At 47.1% G+C, this 15455-nt stretch carries 15 protein-coding genes; 5 read left to right on the top strand and 10 right to left on the bottom strand.

From position 1 onward, the window contains the following. Positions 1-262: 262 nt before the first annotated feature. Positions 263-1174 carry an alpha/beta fold hydrolase gene (locus tag AACQ84_RS04415; RefSeq protein ID WP_012306494.1) on the top strand — a complete coding sequence of 304 codons (912 nt, stop codon included), beginning with the start codon at positions 263-265 and terminating at the stop codon, positions 1172-1174. 65 nt (positions 1175-1239) lie between these two features. Here the strand turns inward: AACQ84_RS04415 and AACQ84_RS04410 are convergent, their stop codons facing one another. The 7 genes from AACQ84_RS04410 to AACQ84_RS04380 form a co-directional block, all read right to left on the bottom strand. After that, positions 1240-2457, bottom strand: a complete 1218-nt coding sequence (locus AACQ84_RS04410; protein ID WP_030007550.1) for a PAS domain-containing sensor histidine kinase — start codon at positions 2455-2457, stop codon at positions 1240-1242. A gap of 152 nt (positions 2458-2609) precedes the next feature. Further along, the gene (locus tag AACQ84_RS04405; protein ID WP_012306492.1) at positions 2610-3086 is read right to left on the bottom strand and encodes a nuclear transport factor 2 family protein; all 477 of its coding nucleotides are present in this window, start codon (positions 3084-3086) and stop codon (positions 2610-2612) included. A gap of 104 nt (positions 3087-3190) precedes the next feature. Then, complete coding sequence (cynS, locus tag AACQ84_RS04400) at positions 3191-3634, bottom strand: cyanase (RefSeq protein ID WP_012306491.1); 444 nt, start codon at positions 3632-3634, stop codon at positions 3191-3193. Between the two features lie 57 nt (positions 3635-3691). After that, complete coding sequence (locus AACQ84_RS04395; RefSeq protein WP_012306490.1) at positions 3692-4585, bottom strand: ABC transporter ATP-binding protein; 894 nt, start codon at positions 4583-4585, stop codon at positions 3692-3694. Continuing rightward, positions 4585-5421, bottom strand: a complete 837-nt coding sequence (gene ntrB, locus AACQ84_RS04390) for a nitrate ABC transporter permease (RefSeq protein WP_012306489.1) — start codon at positions 5419-5421, stop codon at positions 4585-4587. The genes AACQ84_RS04395 and ntrB overlap by 1 nt, the downstream gene beginning before the upstream one ends. 20 nt (positions 5422-5441) lie before the next feature. Further along, the gene (locus AACQ84_RS04385; protein ID WP_012306488.1) at positions 5442-7079 is read right to left on the bottom strand and encodes an ABC transporter substrate-binding protein; all 1638 of its coding nucleotides are present in this window, start codon (positions 7077-7079) and stop codon (positions 5442-5444) included. A 297-nt stretch (positions 7080-7376) separates the two neighbouring features. Beyond that, positions 7377-8177: a response regulator transcription factor gene (locus tag AACQ84_RS04380; protein ID WP_012306487.1), complete on the bottom strand. Its 801-nt coding sequence runs from the start codon at positions 8175-8177 to the stop codon at positions 7377-7379. Positions 8178-8691: 514 nt separating this feature from the next. Between AACQ84_RS04380 and AACQ84_RS04375 the strand changes: the two genes are divergently transcribed. The 3 genes from AACQ84_RS04375 (at position 8692) to AACQ84_RS04365 (ending at position 11065) form a co-directional block, all read left to right on the top strand. Next, on the top strand, positions 8692-8862 hold the full coding sequence (locus AACQ84_RS04375) for a hypothetical protein (protein ID WP_012306486.1): 171 nt from the start codon (positions 8692-8694) through the stop codon (positions 8860-8862). 128 nt (positions 8863-8990) lie between these two features. After that, on the top strand, positions 8991-10598 hold the full coding sequence (locus AACQ84_RS04370) for an NAD(P)/FAD-dependent oxidoreductase (protein WP_041443389.1): 1608 nt from the start codon (positions 8991-8993) through the stop codon (positions 10596-10598). A gap of 131 nt (positions 10599-10729) precedes the next feature. Then, complete coding sequence (locus AACQ84_RS04365) at positions 10730-11065, top strand: hypothetical protein (RefSeq protein WP_012306484.1); 336 nt, start codon at positions 10730-10732, stop codon at positions 11063-11065. A 2-nt stretch (positions 11066-11067) separates the two neighbouring features. Here the strand turns inward: AACQ84_RS04365 and sipA are convergent, their stop codons facing one another. From sipA to AACQ84_RS04350, 3 genes are all read right to left on the bottom strand, one after another. After that, a complete protein-coding gene (sipA, locus tag AACQ84_RS04360) occupies positions 11068-11292 on the bottom strand; it encodes a regulatory protein SipA (protein ID WP_012306483.1) in 225 nt (74 codons plus the stop codon). A gap of 118 nt (positions 11293-11410) precedes the next feature. Continuing rightward, the gene (locus tag AACQ84_RS04355; RefSeq protein ID WP_012306482.1) at positions 11411-13405 is read right to left on the bottom strand and encodes an NAD(P)H-quinone oxidoreductase subunit 5; all 1995 of its coding nucleotides are present in this window, start codon (positions 13403-13405) and stop codon (positions 11411-11413) included. A gap of 30 nt (positions 13406-13435) precedes the next feature. After that, on the bottom strand, positions 13436-13567 hold the full coding sequence (locus tag AACQ84_RS04350; RefSeq protein ID WP_254903390.1) for a hypothetical protein: 132 nt from the start codon (positions 13565-13567) through the stop codon (positions 13436-13438). Between the two features lie 518 nt (positions 13568-14085). On the opposite strand from AACQ84_RS04350, the gene petH reads away from it, so the two are divergent. Further along, positions 14086-15294, top strand: a complete 1209-nt coding sequence (petH, locus tag AACQ84_RS04345) for a ferredoxin--NADP reductase (protein WP_012306481.1) — start codon at positions 14086-14088, stop codon at positions 15292-15294. Positions 15295-15455: the final 161 nt, after the last annotated feature.

Genomic DNA, 15455 nt, shown 5'->3' with positions numbered 1-15455 from the left:
GATGGAGCTTGGACAGATTCTGGCAGGTGAATCACAATGGGTAGCTGTAACTTAAATTGGGAAATGTCAACTGGCACAAAGAGCTCTAAGGAACTAAGTCCTACTATTCTATTATTGTCGAAAAACCACAACTACCCAAGCATACAATTTTGCTTGAGCGTGCCCTAGCTCCCTAAATTTTCTCGGACACCGTTTGCTTGTAGGCCAGGGGCAAACCTGTAACAATAAGTAGGCAATTTGGCTGCATTTGTTGAAATCCCCTATGTATCCTTCCTTTTTACCGCCTCTGGTTAATCAGCTTACGGAACTTGATGCGATTCGCCTCGCCCAGCAGCTCCAACAGGTGGCGATCGCCACTCCGCTTCAGACAAATCCCATCTTGACGAACTTTGTCCAACAGGGCAGCGGCGACCAAGACATTCTCCTCATCCATGGCTTTGATAGCTCAGTTTTAGAATACCGCTATCTTTTGCCCAAATTAGCCCAGCAGCATCCTGTTTGGGCCGTGGATTTGCTCAGTTTCGGTTTTACGGAGCGACCAGAACAGCTTCCCTTTACCCCAGAAACCATCAAAACCCACCTCTGCCAGTTTTGGCAACAGCAAATTAATCGCCCGGTAGTGATTGTTGGTGCCTCTATGGGTGGGGCGGTGGCCCTCGAGTTTGCCCTGAGCTACCCCGACGCGGTCAAGCAAATTGTCCTCTTAGATAGTGCTGGTCTGGCCCCAAAACCCCTCAGCCGCTTTGCGATGGTACCGCCTTTGGATCGGTGGGCTACACAATTTTTAGGGAGTATGAATATCCGCCGAAAGATTTGCCAGAGTGCCTATTTCGATAAAACAAAAGTCACAACAGATGCGGTACTCTGTGGCGCGATGCATGTCCAGTGCGATCGCTGGCAGGAAGCCTTGATTCAATTTACGAAAGGCGGTGGCTATGGCTCTTTTTATCCCAAATTGAAGCAGATCCAGCAACCTACCTTAATTCTCTGGGGTGAACAAGACCGAATCCTTGGCACAAAAGCAGCCCATCGCTTTCAACAGGGCTTACCCAATAGCACCCTCCACTGGATTCCCAATTGTGGCCACCTCCCCCATGTGGAGCAAACAACCCTCGTCGCCGAACACATTCTTCGCTTTTGCCAAACTTTAATCCCAATCACATCTAATCATTAGCTTGAATCCTTGAGTTGATAGGAAATATTTTTTAATAAACTCAAGATGATATTTTTTGATTTTAATTAACTGGTGGAAGCCGAAATATTGTTTTTACTGTTATTGAACATTGGCAATCTCACAGTAAAAGTCGTTCCTTTATTGATTCGGCTGGACACATGAATATTGCCTCCAAGGAGATCCACAAACTGTTTAACGATACTTAGCCCTAGTCCTGTACCAGGAATATTACTGGTATTACAACCCCGATGAAACGGTTCAAAAAGATATTTTCGATCTTTTAAGGCAATGCCAATCCCTTCATCTTGGACTTTGATAATTAGTATTTGTTTCCACTTTCTTAAGCTCAAAGTAATTGCGCCACTCGCGTGGGTATAGCGAATCGCATTGGCAAGTAAATTTCCTAAAATTGAATAGAGTAAGCGTTCGTCAAGCTCAGTGATAATCGAATGGCTGGGGCAAATCAATTTAATGGGATCAGACTGACGAATAAATTCTCCTTCCTCTAATAACCGACGGCAAAATGCCACTACATCAACTTTTGTTCGGTTAACTTCTAGAACTTTGGCTTCAATCCTACCAATCACTAAAATATCGTCAATGATTTGAGTCATGCGCTCAACATTCGCATTAATACTGGAAAGATAACCTGCTTTTTCTGCTAAGGAAAGATGGGTGTCATAACGTTTCAGGGAAGAAACAGACAGGGTGATGTTATTAAGGGGATTACGAAATTCATGACAAACCATGGTGATGAAGCGTGAACGCATTTCGCTAAGTTCCCTTAGCTGTTGATTGGCTCGTTGCAACTTTTGGGTCCGCTCTTGAATTTTTTGCTCTAAATCTTCATTGGCCTGTTCAAGAATTTTTTCTGCCCAACGCCGCTGACTAATATCTTGAAATGTGACAACAGCCCCAATTAAAGTGCCGTCTTCATCTTTCATGGGGGTGCTGATATATTCCACCGGAAAACTGGTGCCATCTTTGCGCCAAAATACATCGGAAATCACGCGATGGGTACTACCATCTTTGAGGGCGGCATAAATTGGGCAATCTTCACGGGGATAGGGCGAACCATCCACATGGGAATGGTGCAATACCGTATGCATTGACTTGCCGACCAACTCTGTCACTGGCCAGTCAATCATCTTGGCGGCAGCGGGATTAATAAAGGTCACATTGCCATCTAAATCAAGGCCATAAACCCCTTCGCCAACGGCATTTAAAATGAGTTGGTGCTGGCGACGGAGCTGTTTTAATTCTTGGGCAAATGGTTTAGACAAGAAACGTTATTATCCTCGACATCAGTACAGTAGAAAGTATTATGACTGACTCTATCACTCGGCTGCCGTTACCCATTGAGTCAACTCAGACTGATGTGAATCAATGGGCTAATTACCGCTTGCAGATGATGGGAACGCTGAAAATTTTGTATTTATTCAGGGGAATTAATCAATCCGGGATGATCGAGGGGGCGATCGCCAGGGGCATCCCAAAAAAAGCGGCGCTCAGATTCGGCAATGGGTTTGTCGTTAATACTGGCTTCTCGGCGACGCATTAAACCATTTTCGTCAAACTCCCAATTTTCATTGCCATAGGCGCGATACCATTGCCCTGCATCATCCTGCCATTCGTATTGAAAGCGTACCGCAATCCGGTTTTCGTCGAAGGCCCACATTTCTTTGACGAGACGATAATTTAGCTCTTTATCCCACTTGCGGCGCAGAAATTCACGGATATTTTCCCGACCTTGAAAAATTTCAGCACGGTTGCGCCAAAAACTATCTTCTGTATAGGCCATGCACACTTTATCCGGATCGCGACCATTCCACGCATTTTCCGCCATCCGCACTTTGGCGATCGCCGTTTCTCGATCAAAAGGAGGGACTAACTTTTTTGGAGTCGATGTCATATTTCAAAGCCTCAACACAAATTCTGTTTAAAAAAGAGGCTGCCAGCCAATCACTAACAGCCCCGATCCATGCAAACGCCATTAATTCATAGCAGGAGCTCTACTTACCATTTCTTGTAGGGCAAGAACTTACCGCACATGATCACCTTAACGCGATCGCCTTTGGGATCTTCTTCGCACTCAACATCAATGGAAAAATCAATCGCACTCATGATGCCATCGCCGAATTTTTCATGGACAACCGCTTTAATGGGCATACCGTAAACCTGCATGATTTCGTAGAAACGATAGATGAGAGGATCCGTCGGAATAACAGGCTCAAGCGAACCTTTTAAAGGACATTCTGTCAACGGCTCAATTAGAGACTCATCCGCCCCAATCGCTTGCACAATCTTGGTTGCTTCTTCTAAAGAGGCACTGGCCTGACGGTAAACCACGGAAGCAATCCAAACCTCATCACAACCAACTTTCACTTCCAAATCTGCAAAGGAAATACCAGCAGCCTTTTTCGCAGCTAAAAGCTTTTCTGTAACCTCAGAAATTGCCATTCTTTAAATCCTCTAAAAAATCAAAATTTACAACGTAACCAAATCGAATCATGTCGCTTAACGACTAATTCTTGCCGCCTCAACCGCGCGGGTTTCGCGAGAAAGATGACTCTCCATTTCAACCTTCAGATCGTGATATTCCGGATACTGATCCAGCTCCTCACGATTACGAGGACGAGGGAAAGGCACATCCAAAATTTCATCCACACCAGCAGCCGGGCCACGGGTCATCATAATGATGCGATCAGAAAGCAATAAAGCCTCATCAATACTGTGGGTAATCATGATTACCGTTTTCCGTTCCCGCTCCCAGATGCGTTCAATCTCATCCTGCAAGAACCCACGCGTTAGTGCATCCAATGCTCCGAACGGCTCATCCATCAATAAAATTTGGGGATTAATCGCCAGAGCACGGGCAATACCGACCCGCTGTTTCATGCCACCAGAAATCTGATGGGGATGCTTTTTCTCCGCACCCGTTAGACCCACAAGCTGAATATGCTCTTTAATCGTGCGCTTAATTTGCTTTTTCGGCATATCCGGATAAACCGTTTCCACCGCAAAGTAGAGATTTTCCTCCACTGTCATCCAAGGCATCAGCGCATAACTTTGAAACACCATGCCGCGATCAGGCCCTGGCCCAGTAATCGGTACGCCATTAAGACGAATCTCACCAGAAGTGACAGGCGACAAACCCGCGATCATATCCAACAACGTGGACTTACCACAGCCCGAAGGCCCAATAATCGACACAAAAGTGTTCGGTTCAATATCGAGGCTAATATCCTCGATCGCCACATAATCTCTCGATTTTTTACCAGTAACCTTACCCAATAAACTTTGTTTACCGTGAAAGACTTTGGTCAAATTACGAATTGAAAGTTGAGCCGTATCCGAAAAAGTATCTTCCGGCGTTAGGGGAGTTGCGTAATTCACAGGAGTAACACTCATTATTTTCGACCAAATGCAACAAATTTTTCGACAGCCGCAAAGCAACTATCCAGAATGAGACCAACTAAACCGATGATCAGAATCGCCACCAAAATGTTCGGAATATAAAGGTTATTCCACTCATTCCAGATGAAGTAGCCTAAACCTGTACCCAACAACATTTCTGCCGCCACAATGACCAGCCAAGCAATCCCCATACTGATCCTTAAACCCGACAAGATGTTGGGCAGAGCAGCAGGAATAATCACTTTGAAAATAGTGCGGAAACTCGAAGCACCAAGGGTTTTTGCCACATCCAAATATTCTTTACTAACATTTGCCACACCGAAAGACGTGTTGATCAAAGTCGGCCAAATACTGGAAATGAAGATGATAAAAACACCTGTTTGCTCAGAATCGCGCAAGACATATAAACCAAGAGGTAACCACGCTAGGGGAGATACGGGTTTTAACAACTGAATGAATGGGTTAAAACCTTTTCTGGCGATCGGTGAAATACCAATCAAGATTCCGAGGGGAACAGCGACACAAGAAGCCGCAAGGTAGCCGATCGCCACCCGTCGCAAACTGATTAACAAATTCCAGCCAATGCCCAGGTCGTTAGGCCCATTGTCGAAAAAAGGATTGGTTGTCCACCACCACAACTCCTTGAGAGTCAAAGAAGCAGTAGGCATATTCGCAAGGATTCCTATGCGAGCACTGATTTCCCATCCTCCTAAAAAGACAATAAGGGAAGCAACAAATAGTGCAAATGCGAGAAAATTCTCATTTTGCCAAAGGGACTCTTTCGGCCTAGCGTAAGCTGATGTTGGTAGTCGTTTACTTGTGACTGCCATAATAAAAAACCTCCTAAAAATTACACGCCATATTCATCGATTTGCTGTTGCACATAAGCCGCAGGATCAGCGGGATCGAAGGTGTCAAATTTGAGGGTCTCCTCGCGATAGATCTCAGTGGGCGGTGTCTGACCAAGCTCAGTTGCCAGTTCTCTTGCTAAATCAGTGAGGAAGACATCTGTACCAACAGTGTCATAGCCAGTCTCAGGAATAATTGTGGGAGCCAATCCGTCACCCTGAAGATCCCAACGCACAAGCTGGGAAGAAATCCAGTTTGCAAAACTCTGCCAAGGATAGGGATCAAAGCCGATTCGGTCAGGAATATCAAGGCTATTGCCATTACCATCGTCAAACTTGCCAGTGAGAACTGCTTCGACAACTTCCACAGGCTGGTTAAGGAAGGCCCGCTCGGAAATCGCTCTGGCAATTTCTGGACGATTTTCAGGGACTTGAGCGTAAGCAGCCGCTTCGATAATGGACTTGTTAAGGGCACGGAAGGTATTGGGGTTGGCGTCAATCCACTGATCACTCGCGGCAAAAGCGCAACAAGGATGACCTGGCCAAATTTCTTTAGTCAACATGTGGATAAAGCCTGCACCTTCGTACACGGCCCGCTGGTTAAACGGATCAGGCATCAAGTATGCGTCGATATCACCCGCTACCAACTGAGCAATACTATCTGGCGGGGGAACAGGACGAATTTGAACATCCACATCAGGATCAATGCCGCCCGTCGCCAGGTAGTAACGCAACAGGAGATTGTGCATTGAGTAAGGGAAGGGAACCCCAATGGTAAAGCCCCTAAAGTCGGCAGGTCCATTTACCTGCCCCTTATATTTTTCAGCAACTGTGATTGCTTGACCATTGATATTTTCAATACTTGCCAACTTCACGCCAAATGCCTCGGAACCAAGACCTAGAGTCATCGCAATGGGCATCGGAGCCAGCATGTGATAGGCATCCAATTCGCCGGCGATCGCCGAATCTCTGACGGCCCCCCAGCTCGGCATTTTGACGACCTTGGCATTAAAACCATACTTTTCGTAAAAGCCCAAAGGCTCAGACATAATAATGGGCGTCGCACAGGTAATGGGAATAAAACCAATCTGTAAATCAGTTTTCTCCAAATTACCCACTGGCGCATCTGCCGGAGTGTCTGCCGCAGGGGGCGTTGTATCCTGACCACAACTTGCTAAACTCACAAGGGCAGCACCAACGGCCATATTCCGCAGAAATTCTCGACGGGTCTGTTGACTACTACGAATTGAGTCCGCAAAAAATAGACCAGCTTGGGGCCCAAAGGCCGCCGCAAAAGCATTTTCCATCCCGCCAGCCTGCTTACAGAGGGCCAAGATCAGCTTCTCTCGCTTTGGATCACTGCGACCAATGCGCTTCAAAAATAAAGTTTTTCTCAGTTCGTAGGCATTTACTCCTTCTGCAGCCCGCAACTGATTCTCTTTATAAATCCCCATTTTTACGAGGTCATCAACCATTTCTACAGGATCTTGGGGCATCGTCTGCATAAACTGCCAGTGATCACTCGCGCCATGGTATTTTCCACAAACATGACACAAAGACTGTAAGTTCGAGCGCCTGCCACCGAAAGAGTCGGAACCCCCTAGTCCCTGTAAAGCCTGCTGTGCTGAAATCAGAGTCATAATTTATATCTACCCAAAAATAACAACTTAAACTTTCAAAACCGCAGAATTTTGAAAGAGCCCTAAAACTCAGAAAAGTACTTTTATTTATTAAGAGTTGCGGTCTATAGTAGCAGCCACTTTCGTAATAAACATTAGATTTTTTTTTGAAAAAATGTCATTTTTTTAGGCTGTTTTTTCAACTCCCTTGATATCCTGCTTTTTTTGTTAAATCAATTACAGAAAAGTCTTTTCCGAAGATGTTATTCTCAGTTGGTTTTTGTGAAAAACTGTCCTGGCAGCCCACAAGAAGACAGGCTATATTTGCTCAGAACGCCAATTTAATGGTGTTTTTCCATGGAATCGCCGGAATTGGTTGGTAAAGTAGCCCGCATCATGGTAGCCACATAATTCTGCAATTTTATGGATTGGCTTGTTTGTATTTTTCAATAGTTTGCGAGCCTGCAGCATGCGCCTTGCGATAATCCACTGTTTGACTGTGTAGCCAGTTTCTTTTTGAACTAAATTACTCAGGTAGGAAGTGGAATAGCCAACTTCCTCGGCGATCGCCTTGATTTTAATGGGTTGATGGTAATGATCTTCAATAAAATCAAACGCTCGATTTAAATTGCTGGAGTAGGGAAAAGAAAAATCGCGATCGATATCTGTTAATGGAAAGTCGATTTCGGCACCAGAAGAAACAACTGTTTTATTTTTTGTCGAATCTAGATGGTGATTTTCAATCGTGTCTTGTTGTCGCTTTAGTCGAACATTAATTGCCCCTAGAAATTGTTCAACTGTGCAAGGCTTGGTCAGGTAATCGTCTGCTCCGAGCTGCATACCATAGCGAAGCTCGGCCATAGTAACTTTGGCAGTGAGAAAGATAAAAGGAATCGCGGTTGTTTTAGGTGAGCGGCGTATTTTTGACAACACGAAGTAACCATCCATGTCAGGCATGAGAATGTCACACACAATCAAATTTGGTTGTTCGTTTAATGCCAGTTCGATACCATCTAAAGCATTACTTGCAGCACAGGTTTTAAAGCCTTCAAATTCTAGGCACTTAAGGAAAACATTACGGGTTTCTGCTTCATCCTCAATAATCAAAATTTTCGTCATTGCCTTCTTGTTTCCAAAAATTGATCATTTATGCTGCCAAGTAGAGCACCCCATACCCTAGGGCTTAAAGAGCAGGTTGATATTGTGTTCTTGCTTAGATGTAATCACTGCACTCAACTTAAGCTTTATTAGCCTTTAATTATGGTCAGCTTGATGTATCCCGCTATACAAAATAGGGGCGATCGCAATGATCAACTTGGAAAAATATTGTCGAATTAAGCACCAAGGTGTTGTGTGACCGTTCGCCCTTCGCTCCTCTGATCAGCAGGCGATCGCAGTTTGGTCGTGTAACAATTAGAGTAAAGATGCCTTAGCATTTTGGATAACCTCAATGGCGATCGCCATCTATTTCTAAGGCGAATAAACTTGGTAACAACTAAGTGTAAAAGTCTATGACAATAGACGAATAAAACGATTGAGCCATGAAATAGCGAAATGTACGACCGTGGCTTTTGTGCGCTACACTACATATTAAGAATTATTACATTAATTTCGATAAGACGAGGTTTTTACCATGGCAGCTCCAGAACCCACCGTTAAGCCCAATCTTGAAGATCCGAAGTTTGGCTTCAATCTCTATTCCGAGAAGCTCAATGGCCGGGCGGCGATGATCGGGATCATCATTGCGATCGCCATCGAATTATTCACCAAAGAAGGCGTCCTGAGCTGGTTGGGGTTGATCTAAGGCCGCTGACTAAATCTTCTGTTTATTAAGTCTGGGTCTTCCTCGCCATTGTGGGGAAGATTTTTTTCGTTTTTAATAAGAATCCCCGGCCCCAGGGATCATCACCGCTATTTTTGTCAGTAACTGCCATGCTTCGTCTTACGGAAATCAAACTGCCCCTCGACCACAGCCCAGAGGCGATCGCCCAGGCCATTTGCCAGAAGTTAAAAATTCAGCCGGATGACTTGCTGGAATATCAGATTTTTAAACGCAGCTACGATGCCCGTAAAAAGAGCAATATTTACCTCGTCTACATCTTTGATGTGCACACCACGAAGGATCAAGCTTTGCTAAAACGCTTCAAAAAAGATCCCCATGTGCTCCCCACTCCAGACATGAGTTACAAAATGGTGGCCCAAGCACCGGCAGATTGTGCGACGCGGCCCATCGTCATCGGCATGGGGCCTTGTGGGATGTTTGCGGGATTAATGCTAGCCAAAATGGGCTTTCGGCCGATTGTGTTAGAACGGGGAAAAACCGTCAATGAGCGCACCAAAGACACCTTTAATTTCTGGAAAAAGAAGGGAGAATTTAACCCCGAATCTAATGCTCAATTTGGAGAAGGAGGCGCAGGGACATTCTCCGATGGGAAGCTCTACAGCCAGGTGCGCGATCGCCACCATTACAAACGCAAAGTCCTCGAAGAATTCGTCGCCGCCGGGGCCAATCCCGAAATCCTCTACATCGCCAAGCCCCACATCGGCACCTTTAAACTCGTGGGCATCGTCCAAAGCATTCGCAAAACCATCGAATCCCTCGGCGGCGAAATTCGTTTCCAAAGCAAGGTCAAAACCCTCGAACTAGAAAACCATCAGGTCAAAGGCGTCACCCTCGAAAATGGCGAATTTATTCCCAGTTCCCACGTGGTGCTGGCCATGGGCCACAGTGCGCGGGATACCTTCCAAATGCTCCATGACCAGGGCGTTTACATCGAACCCAAGCCCTTTTCCATTGGCTTTCGCATTGAACATCCCCAACCCCTGATCGATGAATGTCGCTACGGGGAATTTGCTGGCAATAAGATTCTCGGTGCCGCCGATTACAAGCTCGTCCACCACTGTCAAAATGGGCGCTCGGTCTATAGCTTTTGTATGTGTCCGGGGGGATTGGTGATTGGGGCCACCTCCGAGGCAGGCAAAGTCGTCACCAACGGCATGAGCCAATATTCCCGCAACGAACGTAACGCCAATGCGGGGATCGTTGTCGGCATTACCCCAGAAGAGGATTTTCCAGGTCATCCCCTCGCAGGCATTGATCTCCAACGAAAATTAGAAGCCAGGGCCTTTGAACTGGGTGGTGGTGATTACAGCGCGCCGGGTCAACTGGTGGGGGACTTCCTCGCGGGTTGTTCTTCTGAGTCGTTGGGCAAAGTAAAACCTTCCTATGCCCCGGGAGTTAAGCTAACGGATCTCAGCACCGCGCTCCCGGACTACGCCATCGAAGCGATTCGGGAAGCTCTACCCGCTTTTGACAAACAAATTAAGGGGTTTGCCATGGCTGAGGCGATGTTAACGGGGGTGGAAACGCGCACCTCTTCGCCAATTCGCATTAAACGGGGCAAAGATTACCAAAGTATTAATACCCAGGGCCTCTATCCTGCGGGGGAGGGAGCTGGTTATGCAGGGGGCATTCTCTCGGCAGCCATTGATGGGGTCAAAGTGGCGGAGGCGATCGCCTTAGATATTGTCAATGAGTAACAATTCAGCCAAATCGCGCTTTTTTTTCTAAAACATTTTCACTACACTGACACTACAACTTTTGATGTTTTGCCTCATTCCGAGGACAGATATTTAGTAAAGTCTTAAATGTAAGGGGATCAGCGAAAATTATGACTCGGGCAACTAGCACGACAGAAATGGAAGTCACCAGTATTCGCCTAGAGCGCAAACTGAAAGATAAACTCAAGGAACTCGCTGGAAACCAGGGATACCAAGCTCTAATCCGCGATATTCTCTGGAACTACGTCAATCACAACTCAGGGGATTATCGCCCCCAGTTTAGCGAAGCAGATATTCGGGCGACCCTTGAGGCGATCGCCAAAAAGGATGAAACCTGCGCCCTTACGGGGAAACGCATCCAAACAGGCGAAACCATGTGCCTCGGCCTCACTATTCACGGCGATTTTGTCCCCCTGAGTCCGGCTGTCGATCTGCCCAATTCCTAGGTTTAGGCCGTCCCAGTGGCGACTGCTAGATAGGTTTCTTCAAGCAAAAAAGAGCCCCGCTCGAACTTAACCGCCCAATAACCACCAGGGCGGCGATCGCCTAGGGTGCCAACCGCCCCCACCGCCAATAAATCCGCCGGACGCAACATCGGCATCGGGTCTGCGGTCTTGAGATAGGGAGGCAACTGTGTCAGCTTTACCTGGGTTCCTTGTTTAAATTCAGCCATAATTTTTCTGCTAACCCCTGTAACAACGCCACTGCAAATCTTATCAGGAAAAATAAAACCCCTCACCACTCAGGCAAGGGGAAATTTTATCTTCTCAACTTTCGGAATATAGTGACGGCTAGGCCACACTAAAGAAAATGACGAAGCCTAGCACCGCCCCAAACACAATGAGCGCATAGAACTGGACGCGGCCATTTTCAATGTATTTCAAGCCCTCACCACTCAGGAGAGTGGCGATCCCCGTGAGGTTTACGGCCCCATCGACGACGCGATAGTCCACCTCAAGGATTTGTCGGGCTAAGCGCCGGGTACCCATCACAAAAACATTGTTGTAGATATCGTCGAAGTACCATTTGTTCAAAGACAACTGATACAACACCGGGAATTTTTCGGCCAAACGAGCCGGATCAATTCTCTGCTGGAGATACATCAGCGAGGCAATGGTAATCCCAATGAGGGCGATCCCCACAGAATTACCACCCATGATCAAAAATTCTGTCAATTCAAAACCATGCTCAGCGGCCTCTGCTGCTTCGTTGGGAGAAAAGACAAAAGCTTCAAACCGATTACCCCAGGGAACCCCCAGCAAACCGATCAATACCGACGGAACTGCCAAAGCCATCAACGGGAAAGTCATCGTCAAAGGAGACTCGTGGGGCTTAGAGCCATGGTGGCCTTCTTCGGGGGCTTGACCTGCCGCCGTCAGGAGCTTTTCTTGCAGTTGCTGATCCGTGCCGCGAAACTCCCCTTCAAAGGTCAGGAAGTACATCCGGAACATATAAAAAGCGGTCATGCCAGCGGTGGCCCAACCAATGAACCAGAGCACAGGATTGGCCTCAAACGCCAGGCCCAAAATTTCGTCCTTTGACCAGAAACCAGCAAAGGGCGGGATCCCACAGATAGCGAGGGTCCCAATGAGAAACGTTGTGGCAGTGATGGGCATATATTTTCGCAGGCCACCCATCAGCCGCATATCCTGGGCCAGCACAGCATTATGGCCGACCACCTCTTCCATACCATGGATGACAGAACCGGAACCCAAGAAGAGCATCGCTTTGAAGTAGGCATGGGTCATCAGGTGAAACAACCCAGCGGTGTAGCCACCGATCCCCATGGCCATCACCATGTAGCCCAACTGGGACATGGTGGAATAGGCAAGACCTTTTTTGATGTCGTTTTGGGTTAAGGCAATGGTCGCCCCTAGAAAAGCGGTGGTTGCCCCCGTCCAGGCAATGACATTCATCGCCTCTGGGATCGGCTCAAACACGGGATACATCCGCGCCACGAGGAACACTCCAGCAGCAACCATGGTCGCCGCGTGGATCAAAGCGGAAATGGGGGTTGGCCCTTCCATGGCATCGGGGAGCCACACATGGAGCGGAAATTGGGCGGATTTAGCCACAGGGCCAAGGAACACAAGTACAGCAAAGACAATGGCCAGGAGAGAGCTGATTTGCCCCGTCGAGACGAGATCCATCAGGCGATCGCCCATCAGATCAAACTCAAAACTGCCCGTGGCCCAATAGAGACCGAGCATCCCCAGCAAGAGACCAAAATCGCCGACACGGTTTGTGACAAAAGCCTTTTGGCAAGCATCGGCCGCCGCCTTGCGGTCATACCAGAAGCCAATCAGGAGGTAGGAACACATCCCCACCAATTCCCAGAAAATGTAAACCTGCACAAGGTTTGGGCTAAACACCAAGCCCAACATCGACGAGCTAAAAATGCTCAAATAAGCATAAAAACGGACATAACCCGGATCGTGGGCCATGTAACCATCGGTATAGATCATCACCAGCAAGGCCACCGTGGTTACGATCACCGACATCAAGGCACTCAGGTGATCCACGGTATAGCCCATCTGCAGATGAAAATCGCCTGCCGCCGCCCATTCTAGGGTGTAGGTAAAGGCTTCATGACCCTGAATTTGACTCCAGAGTAGCCCAAAAGAGAGGGCCATCGAAGTGCCGATGAGCGACAGAACAAATACCGCATTGAGTTGCCGTAGCTTGTTCGTGAATTTGTTTAAGGAGATTAAGCCGATCCCGATAACCATTGCCCCCAACAGAGGCAGCACCGGAATCAACCATGCATATTGATAAAGCGGTTCCATTACGAATGCCTAGGATTCTTGCTTTCTAAGTTACACATCCATTGATGTCAAATTTCCCAACAAATTTTGGGTGACAGCGCACAGTTGACCAAGGGCATTTTTCGGAATTGCTTGGGGCGAGTTGCTCTGTTTGGGCTGTTCTAAATAGACACCAATGGTCAAAGAGTTTCGCCCCTCATTGTGACATATCCCCCTAAATCTTCAACGGATTACCGCCGTTTGATTATATTTTGCTATCACAATTCCCCAGCAAAGGCGATCGCCCCGTTCTAATCCATTTCAAAAAAATCTAAAGAAAATCTAAAAAGATTACCTCTATGAAGATCCCCTTACAAAGCCCCAAGAAGAATGCAACAGCCATCACAAAACCCCTAGAGAAACATCCCTAAAATGTCTTTCTAAACTTCCTTGACTCACAATCTTGCACTAACTAACTCCAAGGAACCGAGCCCGGCTAAGATCGTGTTTCCAGTGGCCTTGCCATCCCAATTCTGATACATCAAAATCAGTCGCACTTCCCGCCCCATTCAGTAAAGCATGGGCAGCACAATGATAGTCTAAATGGAGTAAAGCCCTTATAATCTTGACTCTAAAGCGGGAAAAAGCGGTTTGTACCGACGATCCACCCCCTTTAAGATCAAAAAAACTGATAAATCAAAATAATTGGGAAACTGCACATAATGTACGGTATCACTAGCACAGCAAACTCTACTGGAAATCAATCCTACGCCAATCGTCTGTTTATCTACGAAGTTGTTGGTCTGGGTGGCGACGGTCGTAACGAAAACTCCCTCGTTCGTAAAAGTGGCACCACATTTATTACTGTGCCCTATGCCAGAATGAACCAGGAAATGCAACGCATTACCAAACTGGGAGGCAAAATCGTTAGTATCCGTCCCGCAGAAGATGCAGCCCAGATTGTGAGTGAAGGCCAGTCCTCCGCCCAAGCATCTGCACAATCTCCTATGGCTTCTTCGACAAAAATCGTTCACCCCAAAACCACCGACACCTCAGTTCCAGTTAATATTTATCGCCCGAAGACCCCCTTCCTCGGCAAATGTATCGAAAACTACGAGCTTGTTGACGAAGGCGGCAGCGGCACCGTGCGTCACGTAACCTTCGATATTTCCGAAGGCGATCTGCGCTACCTAGAAGGTCAAAGTATTGGGATTATTCCTCCCGGTGAAGACAAAAACGGGAAACCCCACAAGCTCAGACTCTATTCCATCGCCTCTACCCGTCATGGCGATATGGAAGACAACAAGACCGTCTCCCTCTGTGTTCGTCAACTCGAATACCAAGATCCCGAATCTGGCGAAACAGTTTATGGTGTGTGCTCCACCTATCTCTGTAATCTTCCTGTCGGCACAGATGACGTCAAGATCACTGGCCCCGTTGGGAAAGAAATGCTGCTGCCCGATGACGAAGACGCAACTGTCGTCATGCTCGCTACCGGCACTGGGATTGCACCTTTCCGGGCTTTCCTCTGGCGGATGTTCAAAGAGCAGCACGAAGACTACAAATTTAAAGGCAAGGCATGGCTCATCTTCGGTGTCCCCTATACTGCCAATATCCTTTATAAAGACGACTTCGAAAAAATGGCCGCGGAAAATCCTGACAACTTCCGCCTAACCTACGCCATTAGCCGCGAACAGAAGACCGCCGATGGTGGCAAGGTTTACGTTCAAAGCCGCGTTAGCGAATATGCTGATGAACTCTTTGAGATGATTCAAAAACCCAATACCCATGTTTATATGTGTGGTCTCAAGGGCATGCAACCCCCCATTGACGAAACCTTTACCGCCGAAGCAGAGAAGCGTGGTCTCAATTGGGAAGAAATGCGCCGCTCCATGAAAAAAGAACACCGTTGGCATGTGGAAGTTTACTAAAAACGTTGCTGTGAGCTTCTGCTAGTCACACTATCGTGCAATTTCAGCAAGTTGTTAATCTCTGCCCTGGGAGCCACTACGGTTTGTCAGGGCTTTTTTGTTCAAGACAAATCCCTTGCCAAAGCAGGTTAAAACTGGAGCGCCCTCTGAGGAAATTCATC

The sequence above is a fragment of the Picosynechococcus sp. PCC 7002 genome (assembly GCF_963860125.1).
Lineage (GTDB): Bacteria > Cyanobacteriota > Cyanobacteriia > Cyanobacteriales > MRBY01 > MRBY01.
The sequence above is the reverse complement of the archived record's forward strand: the minus strand, read 5'-3'. Positions and strand labels throughout refer to the sequence as shown.

Bases quoted from the DNA above. Each gene is read 5' to 3' on its own strand.
- AACQ84_RS04415 (WP_012306494.1), top strand. From the start codon at position 263: ATGTATCCTTCCTTTTTACCGCCTCTGGTTAATCAGCTTACGGAACTT.
- AACQ84_RS04405 (WP_012306492.1), bottom strand. From the start codon at position 3,086: ATGACATCGACTCCAAAAAAGTTAGTCCCTCCTTTTGATCGAGAAACG.
- cynS (WP_012306491.1), bottom strand. From the start codon at position 3,634: ATGGCAATTTCTGAGGTTACAGAAAAGCTTTTAGCTGCGAAAAAGGCT.
- AACQ84_RS04395 (WP_012306490.1), bottom strand. From the start codon at position 4,585: ATGAGTGTTACTCCTGTGAATTACGCAACTCCCCTAACGCCGGAAGAT.
- ntrB (WP_012306489.1), bottom strand. From the start codon at position 5,421: ATGGCAGTCACAAGTAAACGACTACCAACATCAGCTTACGCTAGGCCG.
- AACQ84_RS04385 (WP_012306488.1), bottom strand. From the start codon at position 7,079: ATGACTCTGATTTCAGCACAGCAGGCTTTACAGGGACTAGGGGGTTCC.
- AACQ84_RS04380 (WP_012306487.1), bottom strand. From the start codon at position 8,177: ATGACGAAAATTTTGATTATTGAGGATGAAGCAGAAACCCGTAATGTT.
- AACQ84_RS04375 (WP_012306486.1), top strand. From the start codon at position 8,692: ATGGCAGCTCCAGAACCCACCGTTAAGCCCAATCTTGAAGATCCGAAG.
- AACQ84_RS04370 (WP_041443389.1), top strand. From the start codon at position 8,991: ATGCTTCGTCTTACGGAAATCAAACTGCCCCTCGACCACAGCCCAGAG.
- AACQ84_RS04365 (WP_012306484.1), top strand. From the start codon at position 10,730: ATGACTCGGGCAACTAGCACGACAGAAATGGAAGTCACCAGTATTCGC.
- sipA (WP_012306483.1), bottom strand. From the start codon at position 11,292: ATGGCTGAATTTAAACAAGGAACCCAGGTAAAGCTGACACAGTTGCCT.
- AACQ84_RS04355 (WP_012306482.1), bottom strand. From the start codon at position 13,405: ATGGAACCGCTTTATCAATATGCATGGTTGATTCCGGTGCTGCCTCTG.
- petH (WP_012306481.1), top strand. From the start codon at position 14,086: ATGTACGGTATCACTAGCACAGCAAACTCTACTGGAAATCAATCCTAC.